This window comes from Psychroserpens citreus (assembly GCF_055686305.1).
The window spans coordinates 3,101,428-3,119,387 of record NZ_CM145999.1 but is presented as its reverse complement, the minus strand read 5'-3'; the positions used below and the strand labels follow the sequence as shown (position 1 = coordinate 3,119,387).

Sequence of the window (17,960 nt, the reverse complement as noted above, 5' to 3'; positions counted from 1 at the left end):
TAGTTTTATGATTTTAAACACGTTAAGCTTAGTTAATTATAAGAATTTTGAAAGCCAAGATTTTAAATTTGACACTAAAATTAACTGTTTTGTGGGTTCTAATGGCGTTGGTAAAACAAATGCTTTAGATGCGATTTATCATTTATCCTTCGGAAAAAGTTATTTTAATCCAATAGCTACACAAAATATCAGACACAATGAAGACTTTTTTGTGATTGATGGCATTTTTAACAAAAACGATAAAACAGAAAAAATAGTGGTGTCCTTAAAACGCGGACAAAAGAAAATGATTAAGCGTAATGGTAAGGCCTATGAAAAATTTAGTGATCATATTGGGTTTATTCCTTTAGTGATTATCTCGCCTGCAGATCGAGATTTAATTATAGAGGGTAGCGATACACGACGAAAGTTTATTGATAGTGTAATTTCTCAGAGTGATAAAGGCTATTTAAACAATCTTATCAATTATAATAAAGTACTATCACAACGAAATGCACTACTAAAATATTTTGCACTAAATAATACATTTAATGCTCAAACTTTAGAAGTCTATAATGAGCAATTGAGCACTTATGGAAGTGAGATTTTTAAAGTTCGTGATGAATTCCTAAAGGTGTTCATTCCTATTTTTAAAGCTCGTTATAAAGCCATTAGCAACGACAATGAAGAGGTTAACTTAAAATATAAAAGTGATTTATTTGATGATGATTTACAATCACTTTTAGTCAAACAGATTAACAAAGACAAAGCATTACAATATACGAGTGTTGGGATTCACAAGGATGATTTAAATTTTCAAATAGAAAACTACCCAATTAAAAAATTTGGTAGCCAAGGACAACAAAAGTCGTTTTTAATTGCCTTAAAACTGGCACAATTCGATTTTATTAAACAACAAAGTAGCGTCACTCCTCTACTCCTCTTAGATGATATATTTGATAAACTAGATGAAAATCGAGTGGCACAAATTATTAGTTTAGTAGATAATGACGACTTCGGTCAATTATTTATTAGTGATACGCATGCAGAGCGCACAGAGAATGTAGTCAAACAAGTTCATCAGTCGTATAAAATATTTAAACTATGAAAAAACTCGCACTATTATGCTTTTCACTTTGCATATTTAATTGTTCCAAAGACCCTTCAAATTACATACAACATGTAGAAGGTTATTGGGAAATTCAAGAAGTTACTCTAAGTAATGGAACAAAAAAAGAATACACATTTAGCAACACTATAGATTATATTGAAGTTTCAGAAGATATGTCTGGTTTCAGAAAAAAATTAAAACCTAACCTAGTTGGAACATTCGAAACTTCAAAAATTAAAGAAACTTTCAGTATTAAAATAGAAAATGACAGCTTAAATGTGTATTATCAAACGCCATATGCGAATTGGAAAGAAACGATTTTGAATGCGACCGAGACTCAATTAAAAATAGTAAATACCAATAAAGATGTATATCTTTATAAACGATATCAACCTCTAGAATTAGAGTAATGGCAAAACGACAAAATGATCACTTACCAATTAGTGATATTCTTAAAGAATTTGTTGACACAAACAAACTGCAATCTGGCTTAGATAAAGTTGATGTTCGTGAAGCATGGACCTCAATGATGGGAAATGGAGTCAATAATTATACTACAGATATCAAGCTTGATAAACAAGTACTCTACGTCTCACTAAGTTCTAGTGTACTCCGTGAAGAACTCAGTTATGGATCTCAAAAAATCATTGAAATGCTCAATGAATCTATTGGTAAAGAGGTCGTTAAGAAATTAGTGTTACGCTAAGATTACTCTCAAAATATTTCAGTATTTTCATAATCTAATTCCAACCTTATGAAATTCCTTAAACTCATTACTACTCTGGTACTAACCTTAGTAGTATTTTATTGTTTAAATTCAAAACTTGGTGCCATTCCTCCTATTGGAAAGTTTCTAGATCCTGCTCATGGTATCTGGCAAAATGAATACGATGAAACAATTTCTGGAGACATCAGTATAAATGGATTGTCTGCGCCTGTAAACATTTATTATGATGAGCAATTAATTCCTCATGTCTTTGCTCAAAATGATATTGATTTGTATACAACTCAAGGCTATATAACCGCAAAGCATCGCTTATGGCAAATGGAATTTCAAACCTATGCTGCTGCAGGTCGATTATCAGAAATTTTTGGGTCCACCACTATAAACTATGATAAACTAGAACGCCGACGAGGCATGGGATTTGGAACAGAAAATGCTTTAGAACAAATGAAAGCTGATCCAGAAACACTAAAAATTATTCAAGCCTATTGCGATGGTGTTAATGCATACATCAATACTTTGGAAGATAAAGATCTTCCTGTAGAATATAAATTATTAGACTATAAACCAGAGCCTTGGACTATAAAAAAAACAGCATTGCTATTAATGTATATGACTAAAATGCTAGCTAGTAGAGAACATGATTTAGAATATACTAATGCGCTACGATTATTTGGTAAAGATCGTTTTGATGTGCTATATCCTGATTTTTTTCCAGATAATGATCCCATTATTCCAAAAGATACTGATTGGAGTTTTATTGATGTTGAAATCACACCAACTCCTCAAAGTGAATTACCGCTAGATACTATTGTAGAAACCATCACTAAACCACATCCAGATAATGGTAGTAATAACTGGGCAATATCTGGTTCCAAATCTACCACAGGTCATCCTATTTTAGCAAATGATCCACACTTAGGTTTAAATTTGCCATCTATTTGGTTTGTGATGCAACTCAGTACTCCCGAGCACAATAGCATGGGTGCTACATTGCCAGGTGCTGTTGGTATCATATCAGGTTTCAATAACCATATCGCTTGGGGAGAAACAAATGCTACTCGAGATGTTACCGATTGGTATAAAATTGAATTTAAAGACAATTCAAAAACCCTGTATAAGTACGATAATGAATGGAAATCTACTTCTTATCGCATTGAAGAAATCAAAATAAAAGGTGCTGCTACAATTAAGGATACGGTCTACTATACACATCATGGTCCTGTAACATATGATGATAACTTTAAAAATGACAATCCGAAATCTGGTTATGCTATGAAGTGGATTGGTCATCTTGGCGGAAATATCCAGCGCACATTTTTAGAGCTAAATAGAGGACGAACTTATGATGATTATCTCGATGCCATAAAACATTTTAATGCACCAGCTCAAAATTTTGTATTTGCTTCAACGGAGGGAGATATAGCCTTATGGATACAAGGTAAACTACCAAACAAATGGAAAGGGCAAGGTAAGTTTTTAATGGATGGATCAAATCCAGATCACGATTGGCAAAGTTTTATTCCTCAAGAATTTAATGCACATACAAAAAATCCAAAACGCGGATTTGTGAGTTCTGCTAATCAACATCCAACAGATGAAAACTATCCGTTTTATGTGTTTAATGATGGTTATGATACGTATCGCAGTCGGGTTATTAATGACTTCTTTAGATCAAAAGACAAATTTAGTATCGAGGATTTTAAAGCTTTGCACAATAATAATTTTAACCTAAAGGCTTCAGAGCTATTGCCTTATGTGTTTGAAACAATGGATACTTCTAGTTTAACTTCCGAAGAGCGAGACATTTATAATATCATAAAAACTTGGGATTTCAATAGTGACATAGATGATTTGGCTCCTAGCATTTGGCTCACTTGGTGGAGCAAACTCTACAACATAACTTGGGATGAATACGAGAATCAAGATGTAGCTATGGACAAACCATTTGAATATCAAACCATTTATATGCTTAAAAACAATTCCAATGATGAATTTATGGATATTGTAGACACTCCCGAAATTGAAACCTCTAAAGAATTGTTTTTGTTATCGTTTAAAGATGCAGCTAAACATTTATTACAATGGAAAACAGAACACGGAGATTTTGTCTATAAAAATTATAAAGCTACTTATGTTGGGCATTTACTTCAAGCTATACCTGCATTTTCCCGATTTAATGTCCCTATTGGTGGTGATCGAAATACGGTAAATGCCGCAGCTAAAAATCATGGACCATCATGGCGTATGATTGTTGAAATGAGTACGCCACCTAAGGCTTTAGGCATATATCCTGGAGGTCAGTCTGGTAATCCGGGGAGCCAATACTATGATAATATGATTGATGATTGGGCAAAAGGAAACTATTATGAGCTTAACTTTATGCAAAATGATAAGGCTTCAGGAAATATCATCGCTACACAAACATTAATACCAATTAATTAAGATGAAAAATAAAAACCTCATAAATTTTATTGTCACAATAATTATTGCATTACTCTTATCTCAGTTTTTACCTTGGTGGTCTGTTATGGTCGCTGGTTTTGTTTCTGCTTTGTTTTTTAGTTTGAAACAATCCGCTGTATTCATAGTGCCGTTTTTAGCTGTATTTTGCTTTTGGGTACTCTATGCGTTTGTGATAAGCAGTGCTAACGATTTCACCTTAGCTAAAAAAATAGCTGTGCTATTACCTCTTGGAGGGAATCCCTATGTTCTTATTTTAGTAACGGGCTTAATTGGTGGTTTAGCAGCTGGAGTTTCTGCTCTATTAGGCAAACAATTGAGTGTTATTGTTGGTCGGTAGTCTTATACTCTATTAATTCTGCTTGCTCTACATAAATTTAGCCAATTCCTATTATTAATTCATTTTTATTAATTTATATTAGACCATATTCAAATGCGTTTTGCATAAATCTATTATGAAATCTGAATGAAAAAAATACCGAAAAACATAAAATATCTCATTTTTGGAATAAGTATTTTGATTTTCATAGTACTAAATTCGGGGTTTGGAACAAGACTTATGGTTGGAATTTCGAATAAGTTATTACTACTTACAGATTATTTTTTTGCATTTTCTAGTACTAGCTTAGATTATTTGATATTATCGTTAACTCCAATTTTCGGAATGTTATACAATGCAACTAGAGACCATTTTAAATTAACCGAACTAATTATGGATATTGGCACAATTTTACTTTTTATAATCATATGTTTTGGAATCGGACTCTTTATTTTAACCTTTATTGGAAAACCTGAAAACCCAATAATGCCTCAGTATATACTTACGGAACCCTTTCATTTTTATATGACAATATTTATTAGTTTAGGAATTGTAACGCCATTTCTGATTTTAAGATGGATTAAAAATATAAAACTGTGACTTCAAATTTTAAAATAAGACCTGTTGCAAAAAGTGACCTAGAACAAATTTTTCAAATGGAAAAAGAGGCTTTTAAACCTAACCATTATCCCTTATTTGTACTTAGGCAATTTTATGATCTCTCTCCAAATCTCTTTATTGTATCAGTTAATGAATTCAATCATATCATAGGATATTGTTTTGGAGGTATTGACCATAATAGTAACATAGGTTGGATATTCGCATTAGCTGTAACTAAAGATCAACAAAAGAAAAAGATAGGTCAATATCTCACTACTAAATTGATAACGAGGTTTAAGAATAAAAACATAACTACTATTCAATTAACAACAACGCCAGATAATAGTCCAGCCATAAGTTTGTATCAAAAATTAGGTTTTAAAATTGAAGCTGAGGTTGCGAATTATTATTTTGACAATTCTCCAAGATTATTAATGAAATTGGAAATACAATAACTTTAATTCTATAAATATTCATTTTATTAATTAAACCTTTAATGAATCTATTGGTTAAAATCCTTTTATTACTTTTAAACTCTCTACACATTTGAGTTTTTTTAATGATGGTGATTGTAGAATAAATGAAACTATACTAATATAACTTAAAACAATAAAATGGGGGTATTTGATAAATTTGTTAGACAGCAAGAAACTAAAGAAACAGCTTACAAGCCTCATTCAGATTATGAAGCTTGGATTGGTATTCTCTATGCTTGTATGTCATCTGATGGAGTTGTAAGCGATGTAGAAATAGATGCACTTACCAGAATGATTGTGCACAAGCGAAAGTTTGTAGGCATAGATATCGCACCACTTTACAATGCAGTTTTTGAAGCTAAATTAAAGATTGGCGGTATTGGTTTAGTTGACATCTGTTCTAAATTTGTTGCCGAAAGCGATAAAGATACTTTGTTTTCTATGGCAATTGAAATTGTATTAGCAGATGGTATCCTTAATAAGGATGAAGAGAAAGTGATTGAACTAATTGCAGACCGAATGAATATAGACCCTGATTTAGTTGACAAAATTATTCAAGTCATGCTCATTAGAAATAAAGGAAATGTTGTTATTGTTGATAAAAAACCTTCCTAATGAAGCTATCAGGACAATCTATTAGAGCATTTATTGGTTCTAAAGACTTTCATATTTCTCGAAAATTTTATTCCGATTTAGGATTTGAGGAAATTGTCACCTCAAAAACCATGTCTTATTTTTATAATGATGCATTAGGGTTTTATTTACAGGATGCATATATAAAAGATTGGATAGATAACTCAATGATTTTCTTTGAAGTAGATGACTTGGAAAACATGTTAAAATATATACAAAGCTTAAAATTACCAGAACGCTATGATCATGTAAGGTTATCTAATATCGTATATAATGATTGGGGAAACGAGTTTTTTCTTCACGACCCTAGCGGTATATTATGGCATTTTGGAACTTTTAAGTAGAAAAAACTTGATTAACGACTCAAAAAAAACGCAACCTTTAGAGTTGCGTTTTTCCTTATAATTAATTTTGTATGTACTAAAACATATCTCTTCCAGAGAAATGAAAAGCACCTTCAATAGCTGCATTCTCATCACTATCACTTCCGTGAACTGCATTTTCTCCAATAGACGCAGCATATAATTTTCTTATAGTTCCTTCAGCCGCTTCTGCTGGATTAGTTGCTCCAATCAATGTTCTGAAATCTTCAACTGCATTATCTTTTTCTAAAATAGCCGCAACGATAGGTCCTCGAGTCATATATTCTACTAATTCTCCAAAGAATGGACGTTCTTTATGAATTGCATAGAATGCTTGCGCATCTGCTGTTGTCATTTGCGTTAATTTCATCGCTACGATTCTAAAACCTGAAGCTGTTATCTTTTCTAAAATTGCACCAATATTCCCTTTTTCAACAGAATCTGGTTTAAGCATTGTAAATGTTCTATTTGTTGCCATTTGTTTATTTTAAATTCGGTGCAAAAGTAATACATTTCTTTAAAATTTCAGTACAAACCAATATTAAAAAATTGTATCTTCGCTCACTATGAACAAAGACGATATTAATAGCATAAAATCGCTTTTGAATACTCCAAAAGCTATAGTTATCATTCCTCATAAAAATCCAGATGGCGATGCCATAGGATCTACCTTAGGCTTATATCATTACCTAAAGACATATAATCATGAAGCTGTCATAATTGCACCTAATGATTACCCTGACTTTTTAAAATGGATGCCAGGAGAATCTTCAATTCTTAAATATGACCAACAACAAGAGCAGTGCGATATACGTATTCAAAGTGCTGATATTATTTTTACTTTAGATTTCAATTCTTTAAGTAGAATCGACAATATGCAAAACATTGTAAAATCATCGCAGAGTGTAAAAATCATGATTGATCATCATCAACAACCTGATGATTATGCAACATTTATGTATTCAGATGTCAGCATGTCTTCAACTTGTGAAATGGTGTTTAATTTTATTGAAATGTTAGAAGATCTTAATCGCATTGATAAAGATATTGCAACATGTTTATATGCAGGTATTATGACAGATACTGGGTCATTCCGATTTCCATCAACCACAAGTGCAACACATCATATTGTAGGGCAACTTATTGAGAAAGGGGCTAATAATTCTCAAATTCACAATAACATACTTGATACGAACAGTTATGAACGTATGCAACTCCTTGGAAGAGCTTTAAGCAATCTTAAAGTGATTCCAGAATATCGCACAGCATATATCACTCTGTCTCAAGAAGAACTTAATAGATTTAATTTTAAAAAAGGTGACACCGAAGGCTTTGTCAATTATGGGCTCTCATTAAAAGGTATCATTTTCGCTGCCATATTTATTGAAAATCATCAAGAGAATATCATAAAAATATCCTTACGTAGTAAAGGTAATTTCTCTGTAAACGAATTATCTAGAGCACATTTTGAAGGTGGAGGTCATACCAATGCAGCAGGAGGAAAAAGTGATTTAAATTTAAATGACACCATTGATAAATTTATTAGTATCTTGCCTCAATACGAACAAGACCTCAAAGCGTAATGACCATGATGTATAGATTAATAATAATACTCCTACTTTTTGCTAGTTGCAAAGCGCCTGAAGCCCGTCAACCAGAACAAGTACAATCAGGATCATTTTATAAAGAATCGGCTGAGCGTAATAAAAAACTTAATCAAAGAGAACAAAAGCGTATTGAAGCCATTATGGCTCAAAATCCTGAATATGATTATCAAGCTTCTGAAACTGGATTTTGGTATTATTACCACACCAAAGTTGAACAAGAAGAAACAAATGCTGGGTTTGGAGATATTGTAAATTTCGATTATGATATTAAGGATCTTAATGGAAATACAATATATTCACAACAAGAACTAGGTAATCAAAATTATGCCATGGATCAGGAAGAGCTTTTTACAGGATTACGAGAAGGTTTAAAATTAATGAAACCCAACGAATCTGTAACGTTTTTATTTCCGTCTCAAAAAGCATTCGGCTATTATGGCGATAAACATAAAATAGGAACTAACATTCCTTTAATGGTCAAGGTGACCGTAAATTCAATAACACAAAATCAATAAATTTAAATAGAAAACTATGCAATTGATGAGTAGAACACTCCAAATTTTAATGCTATGTCTACTGGTAACAGTAACCGCTTGCAAAGAAGAATATCCTGAATTAGAAGATGGGCTTTATGCAGAAATTAACACAACTAAAGGAACAATGATCGCAAAATTATTTTACGATAAAGTACCAGTAACTGTGGCTAATTTTGTAGCTCTAGCTGAAGGAAATCACCCAATGATGGGAGATGAATTTAAAGGGAAACCCTTTTATGATAGTTTAACGTTTCACCGTGTTATGGACAAGTTTATGATTCAAGGTGGTGATCATACTGCAACAGGTGGCGGAAGTCCTGGTTATAAATTTACTGCCGATTTCCATCCAGATTTAAATCATGATGAAGGTGGTGTTATTTCTATGGCTAATGCAGGTGGGTTTAACACTAACGGAAGTCAATTTTTTATCACTGAAGTGCCATATCCTAGTCTTAATGCATATGACAATGAAGGCAATTTAAAACCTTGTGATCAACCAAGAGTAAGTTGTCACTCTGTATTTGGAGAACTAGTAAAAGGTGTTGAAGTTCAAGATTCAATTTCAAATGTTGAAGTAGCTGGAAGAAATAAGCCTGTTGAAGATGTGATTATTACAAAAGTTAATATTATTAGAAAAGGATCTGGTGCAAAATCATTTAATGCTCCTAAAGTATTTGAATCTCAATTGCCTGAAGTTGAAGAGAAAATTAGCCAAATTCAAGAAGAAAAGAGATTAAAAGCCGAACAGGAGAAAAAAGAACGTGACGCTAAAATTGCTGAAGCTTCTGCCATTACAAAGCCAAAGTTAGATCAATATACTTCTAAAACTACTACTCTTGCTTCTGGTCTTAAAAAATATGTCATCAAGGAAGGTAATGGACCAAAGCCAAAAGCTGGTGATTCTGTTAAAGTGTATTATGAAGGTTATTTTTTAGATGGACGTTTGTTTGATAGTGACAGAGTTGATATTGCCAAAAATTATGGAATGTATAATGAGAGACGAGCAGCTGCAAATGCATATGGACCAACAAAAATGTTAGTGAGTCCAGATGCACGAATGATTCCTGGATTTAAAGAAGCTTTAGCATCACTTAAGGTTGGAGATAAAGTGTTTTTCTATATGCCTTCTCACCTTGCTTATGGAGAGCGTGGCAATAGGGGAATTCCTCCTAATACAGATCTTACATTTATAGTGGAATTGGTTGATATCGTCAAGAAAAACTAATTTCAACTTTAATAATTAAAAAAAGCCTTTCGTATTGAAAGGCTTTTTTTAATTATTATCATTTATTTCTTTGGAATATGTTTCAATATTTCTAGAACATATGTCCAATATTTTTGTGCTGAAGAAATTTGTGCACGTTCATCTGGCGAATGCGCTCCTTTAATATTTGGGCCAAAACTAATCATATCCATTTCAGGATAGTTAGTTCCTAAGATTCCACATTCTAGTCCAGCATGACAAGCCGCAACATGAGGTACTTCTCCATTGTTCAATTTCTTATATAATGGCACCATAACTTTCAAGATATCAGAATCCATATTTGGTTTCCATCCAGGATAATCCCCATCACAAACCACTTCACAACCAGTCAACTCAAAGGTTGCTCTCAAACTATTTGCTAAATCCCATTTCGAGCTTTCTACCGAACTACGTGTTAAACACCCAATCTTTATCTTGCCATCTTTAACAATTACACGGGCAATATTATTAGACGTTTCGACTAGATCTTTTATATCTGGGCTCATACGATAAACCCCATTTAATGCTGCATAAATAGCTCTGGTCACACCTTCTTGAACACCTAAATCCATGATTTTGGGTGGTGTATCAACCTTAGAGACTTCAATAACTAAATCAGGCTCCATGGTTTTGTACTCTAGTTTAATCGAAGTTGCTAATTCATTTATTTCAGAAATGAAAGCTGCTTCGTGAATCGCATCTATGGCAACAATAGCATTACTCTCTCTTGGTATAGCATTACGCAAACTCCCTCCATCAATTTCAGAAATACGTAATCCAAAATTTTCAAAACCATCAAATAGCATGCGGTTCATTAATTTATTCGCATTACCTAAGCCTTCATGAATTTGCATACCAGAATGCCCTCCTTGCAATCCTTTAACAGATAATTTATATCCTATTTTAAATTCTGGTGTTTCTTCTTCATTATAAGTTCTTGTTGCTGTTACATCAACACCACCAGCACAACCAACTCCAATTTCGTCATCTTCTTCTGTGTCCAAATTCAAAAGAATATCGCCCTTTAACAATCCACCTTTTAATCCCATAGCACCAGTCATTCCTGTTTCTTCATCAATTGTAAACAAAGCTTCAATTGCAGGATGAGGAATATCAGTACTTTCTAGTATAGCCATAATTGTAGCAACACCTAAACCATTGTCTGCACCAAGCGTTGTTCCTCTAGCTCTAACCCAATCACCATCGACATACATTTCAATACCTTGAGTATCAAAATCGAAAATAGTATCATTATTTTTTTGATGAACCATATCTAAATGCGATTGCATTACAACAGTTTTGCAATCTTCCATTCCTGAAGTAGCTGGCTTTTTAATGATTACATTTCCAACCTCATCTTCTATAGTTTCTAAGTTTAAATTTGTTCCGAAATCTTTCATGAATTGAATTACACGCTCTTCTTTTTTAGAAGGTCTTGGAACGGCGTTTAAATCGGCAAATTTATTCCAAAGTTGTTTGGGTTCTAGTTGTCTTATTTCTGAGCTCATGCTGTTATTTTTTAGTTTAGCAAAGGTACATTCTTTTTAGTATTTTTGACATATGCAGAACTATAAAAAACGTATCATAGCGTTATCTATAATTCCACAGATTATACTTCTAAAAATCTTAGCTTACTATCCTAGTTTTGTTGAGTCTGTATATAGTCATGGAATTTATATTTGGATTTCTAAATTAATGCGATACGCCTTTGGTTGGATTCCTTTTTCTGTTGGTGATATTTTATATACAATTCTAGGAGTATATATCCTTAGGTGGTTATTTATTAACAGAAAACGTATCATAAAAGACACTATACAATGGACTCTAGATGTGCTTTCAGCTATATCCATTGGGTATTTAGCATTTCACGTGCTTTGGGCCTTTAATTATTATCGATTACCACTACATAAGTCCTTGCAAATAGACAATGAATATACTACAGAAGAGCTTGTAGACTTAACCAAACAATTGATAAATAAAACAAATGCGATTCACCAAAGTCTAGTAAAAGATGATTCTTTACAAGTAGTTTTACCTTATACGAAGACTGAAATTTTAAAAATGATTCCTTTAGGTTATAACAATTTATCACAGGAATTCCCTTACCTAGACTATAATCCTAGATCTGTTAAACGTTCATTATATAGTTTACCACTAACTTATATGGGGTTTTCGGGATATTTGAATCCCTTTACAAATGAAGCACAAATTGATGGTTTAATACCAAGTTTTAAATTTCCTACTACTGGAAGCCATGAAGTGGCTCATCAATTGGGATATGCAGCTGAAAATGAAGCTAATTTTATAGGAAGTATGGCTGCGATGCATCATCCAGATCGATATTTTAATTATTCGGGATTTGCTTTTGCTTTAAGACATTGTTTATTCGAAACCTATAGAAGAAACCCTGAACTTTATGAGGAATTAAAAGCTAAAGTGCATCTTGGAATCTTAAAAAATTACCAAGAAGTTAGAGATTTTTGGGACAACTATAAAAATCCAACAGAGCCCTTGTTTAAAGCAACCTATAATAATTTCTTAAAATCTAACAATCAAGCTGGTGGCATGGATAGCTATAGTTATGTAGTGGCACTTTTAGTAAATTACCATAAGGATAATCCTATAAAGTAAAACGTTAAAAGCCTTGGTAATTTTAGATTTTACTTTCTTAATTCTCTATCTTTAGACAAATTCAAAATCAACTATTTTTTATGAATAAAATCAAATTCACAATTGCTATGTGCTTGTGCAGCTTTATGCTATTTGCACAAGACTATTTTCCTAAAAATGACGGTGTAAAAACTACCAACACCAACTATCAAGCGTTTACTAATGCTAAAATTCACATTACACCTACTCAAGTTGTTGAGAATGGAACTTTGTTAATTAGAGATGGCAAAATTGTAGCTTCAGGTAGTCAGGTTACTATTCCTAAAAATGCAACAGTCATAGATTTAAATGGAAAAAGTATTTATCCATCATTTATAGATATGTATTCTACATTTGGTGTAAAAAAACCTGAACGAGTTCCTGGTCAAGGGAGAAGTCCACAATATGAACCAACTCGGTCAGGTTATTATTGGAATGACCACGTCATGCCAGAGAATAATGCCATTGATAATTTTATGTTTGACGAAAAAAAGGCTAAAGATTTATTGAAAGCTGGTTTTGGTATTGTAAATACTCACATTGAAGATGGTATTGTAAGAGGTTCTGGGGCTTTAATTGCTTTAAATACTAGTGGAGGAAACGAAGCGCGTATATTAGATCCACATTCTGCGCAATACTTTTCATTTAGAAAAAGTGTTACTTCTAGACAATCTTACCCTAGTTCAATTATGGGAGGCATGGCATTATTACGTCAGATGTATTACGATTCCGATTGGTATGCAAAAGGTAATAGCAAAACAAAAGACAGATCTTTAGAAGCTTTAAATAAAAATAAAGATTTAGTCCAAATCTTTGGTGCAGGAAGTCGAATGAATGCCATGCGAGCTGACAAAGTTGGTGACCTCTTTGGTATTCAATACGTTATTTTAGGTGGTGGTGATGAATACGAACGTATACAAGACATTAAAGACACCAATGCATCGTTTATACTTCCTGTAAATTTTCAAGACGCTTACGATGTAGAGAATGCATATTTAAGTCGCTCATTATCATTAAGCGATATGAAAGCGTGGAATCAAGAACCTTCTAATCCTAAGTTATTAGCTGACAACGGTATATCATTTGCCTTTACTACTCATGATTTAAAATCGGCAAAAGCGTTTATGACTAATATTAGAAAAGCCTTAGAGTATGGGCTTTCAAAAGAAAAAGCTTTAGAAGCGTTAACTACAGTTCCAGCACAATTATTAGGGAAGTCTGCTGAATTAGGTTCTCTAAAAAAAGGAGCATATGCTAATTTCTTAATTACTTCAGGAGATATTTTTGATAAAAAAACGACCCTTTATGAAAACTGGGTTCAAGGACAACAAACCATATTAGAAAATATGAATGTTAAGGATATTCGTGGAGAATACGATTTCAGGTTAGCAGGTGAAAATTATAAAATGACACTTAAAGGTGAGTTAAGCAAATTGAAATCTGAGATCACTAGTTCTGGTAAAAAAAGAGGGTCAAAAGTATCTTATGTTGATGATTGGATTAATATAGCTATGACTACTAAAGATACTACAAATCAAAAATTTATCAGATTAGTTGCTAATGTTGCCGATGGTACTACATTAAGTGGAAAAGCAATTTTTCCAAATGGAAATGAAATGACTTTTTATGGTACAAAAAAAACAATTGAAGAGACAGCACCAGAAGAGAAAAAGAACGAAGATGCAACTAAAATAAAAAAAACGGTAGCTGTCACCTATCCTAATGTAGCTTATGGATTTATAGAAAAGCCTAAAGCCGAAACCTTATTATTCACAAATGCAACGGTTTGGACCAATGAAGCTGATGGCATTTTAAATAATACAGATGTGCTGATTAAAAATGGAAAGATTGCTAAAATTGGAAAGAACTTATCTGATGGAAATGCTACAGTAATAGACGCTACAGGGAAGCATTTAACAGCTGGTATTATTGATGAACACTCCCATATTGCAGCCAGCTCTATTAACGAAGGTGGCCATAATTCATCTGCCGAAGTCAGTATAGAAGATGTGATTGATGATGAAGATATAGATATCTATAGAAACTTGGCAGGAGGCGTCACTTCTATTCAAATTTTGCATGGATCGGCAAATCCAATTGGAGGACGTTCAGCAATTATAAAATTAAAATGGGGAGAATCTGCTGAAGGTTTGATTTATGAGAATAGTCCAAAATTTATCAAATTTGCCTTAGGTGAAAACGTAAAACAATCTAATTGGTCAAGTTTTTCAAGATTTCCACAAACAAGAATGGGAGTTGAGCAATTATACATGGACTACTTTAATAGAGCGAAAGCCTATGATGCCATGAAAAAAAGTGGTAAGCCCTATCGAAAAGACATTGAAATGGAAGTGCTGGCAGAAATTTTAAACAAAGAGCGTTTTATCTCTTGTCACTCTTATGTCCAAAGTGAAATTAATATGCTGATGAAAGTGGCTGAACGATTCGATTTTAATATCAATACGTTCACACATATATTGGAAGGTTATAAAGTTGCTGATAAAATGAAAGAGCATGGTGTTGGTGGCTCAACTTTTAGTGACTGGTGGGCTTATAAATATGAAGTAAATGACGCCATACCTTATAATGCTGCGATAATGCATAATGCTGGTGTTGTTGTTGCTATAAACAGTGATGATGGTGAAATGTCTCGTCGATTAAATCAAGAAGCTGCAAAATCAGTAAAATATGGTGGAGTAAATGAAGAAGATGCTTGGAAGTTTGTGACGCTTAATCCAGCAAAACTATTGCATATTGATGATAGAGTTGGCAGTTTAAAAGTTGGAAAAGATGCAGATGTCGTGTTGTGGTCTGGTCATCCTATGTCTATTTATACTAAAGCCGAAAAAACAATTATTGAAGGCGTAACCTATTTCGATTTAAAACGTGATGAAATGTTACGTTCACAAATCAAGAAAGAAAAAGCAGAACTTATTAATGATATGCTTCAGGCAAAAAATCAAGGTTTAAAAACTCAGCCGATAAAAAAAATGGAGAAGGATCAAATGCACTGTGATTATTTAGACCACGTACAACACTAAAATTATGAAGACAATGAATATATATATAAAATTAACACTGGTAGCATTCCTTAGTTTTACATTAGGAAATGCACAACAAACCCCAGCTCCTAAACAGTCAAAATCAATAGCTATAACAGGTGCAACTGCTCATGTTGGTAACGGAACTGTGATTGAAAATAGCTTAATAGTTTTTGAAAATGGAAAGCTAACCAATGTCACAGACATGTCTGGCGTGAAGCTAGATTTAGGGAACATGGATGTTATAGATGCAACAGGAAAACATGTCTATCCAGGCTTTATAGTTCCAAACTCTACTCTTGGGCTTGTCGAAATTAGTGCAGTTAGAGCAACAGATGATGATGCTGAAATAGGCACATGGAACCCTCATATTAGAAGTTTAATTGCTTATAATGCTGAATCAAAAATTGTAGAATCTATGCGACCAAATGGTGTGCTTCTAGCCCAAATAACACCACGAGGCGGACGTATTTCTGGAACATCTTCTATTGTTCAGCTTGATGCATGGAATTGGGAAGATGCTGCAGTAAAAATTGATGATGGTATTCATATGAACTGGCCAAGTAGTTTTTCTAGAGGTCGTTGGTGGCTAGGTGAAGATCCTGCAATGAAAGTGAATAAAAATTATAATAACCAAGTCACTGAAATTGAACATTGGATAAAGTCTACTAAAGCCTATTTGAATGGTGACACATCACCAAAGCATTTACCATATGATGCCACAAGTGGTCTCTTTGATGGCAGTAAAACGTTATACATTCATGTAGATGATGAAAAAGGAATTACTGATGCTATAAATTTTGTGACATCTAATAACATTAGTTCGGCTGTTATTGTTGGAGGCTATGAAGCACATAAAGTAACAAGCTTACTAAAAAAGAACAATATTCCTGTTTTATTACAACGCGTACATACAAGACCGAGTCAATCTGATGATGATTATGACATGCCTTTTAAACTCGCTAAGCTACTAACAGATGAAGGAGTGGTTGTTGCTTTAGAAACCAGTGGGCAAATGGAGCGTATGAATTCTCGTAATCTACCATTTTATGCAGGAACAACAGTTGCTCACGGATTAACTAAAGAACAAGCTTTGCAACTAATAACACAGAATCCTGCAAAAATCCTTGGTATTGATGATTTATATGGCACTTTGGAAATAGGTAAAAGTGCTACCCTCTTTATTAGTGAAGGAGATGCATTAGATATGCGTACCAACCAATTAACCCATGCCTTTATTGATGGCCGCCAATTGAGTTTAGAAACACATCAAACTGAACTTTGGAAACGGTATTCAGAAAAGTTAGAAAGACAAAATTAAGTTGTCAAAATCAAAAAAAGACCTGAAACATTACAGGTCTTTTTTTTGACGTTTTGGTTTAATTATTCAATAATGGATGCGCCTTCAGGTATAGAAAAAAGCGTACTATCTGGAGTTTTTTCTGACAGCATAATATTTGTAAATTCTACCGTATTTCTTTCTTTAATTGGTAAGTTGTTTTCTACTGTATACCATTTAATGCTTTTTGGCAATTGCAAACCGTTGATTGTTTCCCAATTATGATATCTGATATATCGAAAATCTTTACTTTTTCCTTCTTTTCCAAAAGTAACAGTATATGCCAACCATTCCATTTTTCCAGTATCGGCATCATAATAAATAATATATTGATCATCTGGTGACTCACCTACTCCAGCTTCATAAGAAATTAATAGTCCTGGATAAGTTTTCCCATCAAATTCTAAGGACTGAGCTTCTTCATAAATAATACCATCATCACCTACAATAAATGGCATCGCATAGAAATACATCATAAGGCCTTTATAAAACTTTGCATTGCCTTTGTATTCAATACCATCTTTTTCTTTAACCCAGAGCGTTTGTCCATCATAACCAGAAGTATAAGTAGGTGTATCAATGCGCTCTGCTCGTGTCTTTAAATGTGTCGTAGTGACTTCTTTTCCGTTTGGTTTTTCCATGGTAAACGATAGTGTATTCATGGTATTCCACTTATCAATACCTCCATGAGCATCAAACACTTTAGTAATAGTTTCTGGATACGTACTAGTTGTCACATCAAGTGCTTCTTCTGAGTAATCTATAGAGTCTACTGTTTCTTGAATTTTATTGTCTTTACATGATATAAATGTAAAAACGACAATTAAAAATAAACTTTTAAGTTTCATAAGGTTTGTTTTGGTTTAGTACTTAGACGA

At 33.1% G+C, this 17,960-nt stretch carries 18 protein-coding genes; 15 read left to right on the top strand and 3 right to left on the bottom strand.

Features of this window, described 5'->3' with window-relative positions:
• Nucleotides 1-7: 7 nt before the first annotated feature.
• The 9 genes from recF (at nt 8) to ACTU6T_RS13885 (ending at nt 6,649) form a co-directional block, all read left to right on the top strand.
• Nucleotides 8-1,087 (top strand): DNA replication/repair protein RecF, encoded by a 1,080-nt coding sequence (gene recF / locus ACTU6T_RS13925; RefSeq protein ID WP_460218803.1) that lies wholly within the window; start codon nt 8-10, stop codon nt 1,085-1,087.
• Complete coding sequence (locus ACTU6T_RS13920; RefSeq protein ID WP_460218802.1) at nt 1,084-1,500, top strand: hypothetical protein; 417 nt, start codon at nt 1,084-1,086, stop codon at nt 1,498-1,500. Before recF ends, ACTU6T_RS13920 begins: the two co-directional genes overlap by 4 nt.
• Complete coding sequence (locus ACTU6T_RS13915) at nt 1,500-1,796, top strand: DciA family protein (RefSeq protein ID WP_460218801.1); 297 nt, start codon at nt 1,500-1,502, stop codon at nt 1,794-1,796. Before ACTU6T_RS13920 ends, ACTU6T_RS13915 begins: the two co-directional genes overlap by 1 nt.
• Before the next feature lie 48 nt (nt 1,797-1,844).
• Nucleotides 1,845-4,259, top strand: a complete 2,415-nt coding sequence (locus ACTU6T_RS13910; RefSeq protein ID WP_460218800.1) for a penicillin acylase family protein — start codon at nt 1,845-1,847, stop codon at nt 4,257-4,259.
• 1 nt (nt 4,260) lies between these two features.
• On the top strand, nt 4,261-4,617 hold the full coding sequence (locus ACTU6T_RS13905; protein ID WP_460218799.1) for a hypothetical protein: 357 nt from the start codon (nt 4,261-4,263) through the stop codon (nt 4,615-4,617).
• Nucleotides 4,618-4,743: 126 nt separating this feature from the next.
• On the top strand, nt 4,744-5,196 hold the full coding sequence (locus ACTU6T_RS13900; protein WP_460218798.1) for a hypothetical protein: 453 nt from the start codon (nt 4,744-4,746) through the stop codon (nt 5,194-5,196).
• Nucleotides 5,193-5,651, top strand: a complete 459-nt coding sequence (locus ACTU6T_RS13895; RefSeq protein WP_460218797.1) for a GNAT family N-acetyltransferase — start codon at nt 5,193-5,195, stop codon at nt 5,649-5,651. Before ACTU6T_RS13900 ends, ACTU6T_RS13895 begins: the two co-directional genes overlap by 4 nt.
• 159 nt (nt 5,652-5,810) lie before the next feature.
• Nucleotides 5,811-6,287, top strand: coding sequence for a tellurite resistance TerB family protein (locus ACTU6T_RS13890; protein WP_460218796.1), 477 nt, complete (start codon nt 5,811-5,813; stop codon nt 6,285-6,287).
• Nucleotides 6,287-6,649 (top strand): VOC family protein, encoded by a 363-nt coding sequence (locus tag ACTU6T_RS13885; protein WP_460218795.1) that lies wholly within the window; start codon nt 6,287-6,289, stop codon nt 6,647-6,649. Before ACTU6T_RS13890 ends, ACTU6T_RS13885 begins: the two co-directional genes overlap by 1 nt.
• 76 nt (nt 6,650-6,725) lie before the next feature.
• Here ACTU6T_RS13885 and ACTU6T_RS13880 read toward each other — a convergent pair whose 3' ends face one another.
• Nucleotides 6,726-7,145 carry a nucleoside-diphosphate kinase gene (locus ACTU6T_RS13880; protein ID WP_460218794.1) on the bottom strand — a complete coding sequence of 140 codons (420 nt, stop codon included), beginning with the start codon at nt 7,143-7,145 and terminating at the stop codon, nt 6,726-6,728.
• A gap of 88 nt (nt 7,146-7,233) precedes the next feature.
• Here ACTU6T_RS13880 and ACTU6T_RS13875 point away from each other — a divergent pair, with 88 nt between their 5' ends.
• The 3 genes from ACTU6T_RS13875 to ACTU6T_RS13865 are packed head-to-tail and all read left to right on the top strand — an operon-like array spanning nt 7,234 to nt 10,035.
• Nucleotides 7,234-8,250 carry a DHH family phosphoesterase gene (locus tag ACTU6T_RS13875; protein WP_460218793.1) on the top strand — a complete coding sequence of 339 codons (1,017 nt, stop codon included), beginning with the start codon at nt 7,234-7,236 and terminating at the stop codon, nt 8,248-8,250.
• Nucleotides 8,251-8,255: 5 nt separating this feature from the next.
• A complete protein-coding gene (gene gldI / locus ACTU6T_RS13870; protein ID WP_460218792.1) occupies nt 8,256-8,789 on the top strand; it encodes a gliding motility-associated peptidyl-prolyl isomerase GldI in 534 nt (177 codons plus the stop codon).
• Between the two features lie 25 nt (nt 8,790-8,814).
• Entirely contained in the window at nt 8,815-10,035 is a 1,221-nt protein-coding gene (locus ACTU6T_RS13865; protein ID WP_460218791.1) for a peptidylprolyl isomerase, read from the top strand.
• A 62-nt stretch (nt 10,036-10,097) separates the two neighbouring features.
• On the opposite strand, the gene ACTU6T_RS13860 is transcribed toward ACTU6T_RS13865, so the two are convergent.
• On the bottom strand, nt 10,098-11,561 hold the full coding sequence (locus tag ACTU6T_RS13860; protein WP_460218790.1) for an aminoacyl-histidine dipeptidase: 1,464 nt from the start codon (nt 11,559-11,561) through the stop codon (nt 10,098-10,100).
• A gap of 52 nt (nt 11,562-11,613) precedes the next feature.
• On the opposite strand from ACTU6T_RS13860, the gene ACTU6T_RS13855 reads away from it, so the two are divergent.
• The 3 genes from ACTU6T_RS13855 to ACTU6T_RS13845 all read left to right on the top strand — a co-directional run bounded on the left by ACTU6T_RS13855 (nt 11,614) and on the right by ACTU6T_RS13845 (nt 17,064).
• Nucleotides 11,614-12,684 carry a DUF3810 domain-containing protein gene (locus ACTU6T_RS13855; RefSeq protein WP_460218789.1) on the top strand — a complete coding sequence of 357 codons (1,071 nt, stop codon included), beginning with the start codon at nt 11,614-11,616 and terminating at the stop codon, nt 12,682-12,684.
• An 80-nt stretch (nt 12,685-12,764) separates the two neighbouring features.
• Entirely contained in the window at nt 12,765-15,743 is a 2,979-nt protein-coding gene (locus tag ACTU6T_RS13850; protein ID WP_460218788.1) for an amidohydrolase family protein, read from the top strand.
• A gap of 13 nt (nt 15,744-15,756) precedes the next feature.
• Complete coding sequence (locus ACTU6T_RS13845) at nt 15,757-17,064, top strand: amidohydrolase family protein (RefSeq protein ID WP_460218787.1); 1,308 nt, start codon at nt 15,757-15,759, stop codon at nt 17,062-17,064.
• 62 nt (nt 17,065-17,126) lie between these two features.
• Here the strand turns inward: ACTU6T_RS13845 and ACTU6T_RS13840 are convergent, their stop codons facing one another.
• Nucleotides 17,127-17,930, bottom strand: coding sequence for a DUF6503 family protein (locus ACTU6T_RS13840; RefSeq protein ID WP_460218786.1), 804 nt, complete (start codon nt 17,928-17,930; stop codon nt 17,127-17,129).
• Nucleotides 17,931-17,960 lie beyond the last annotated feature (30 nt).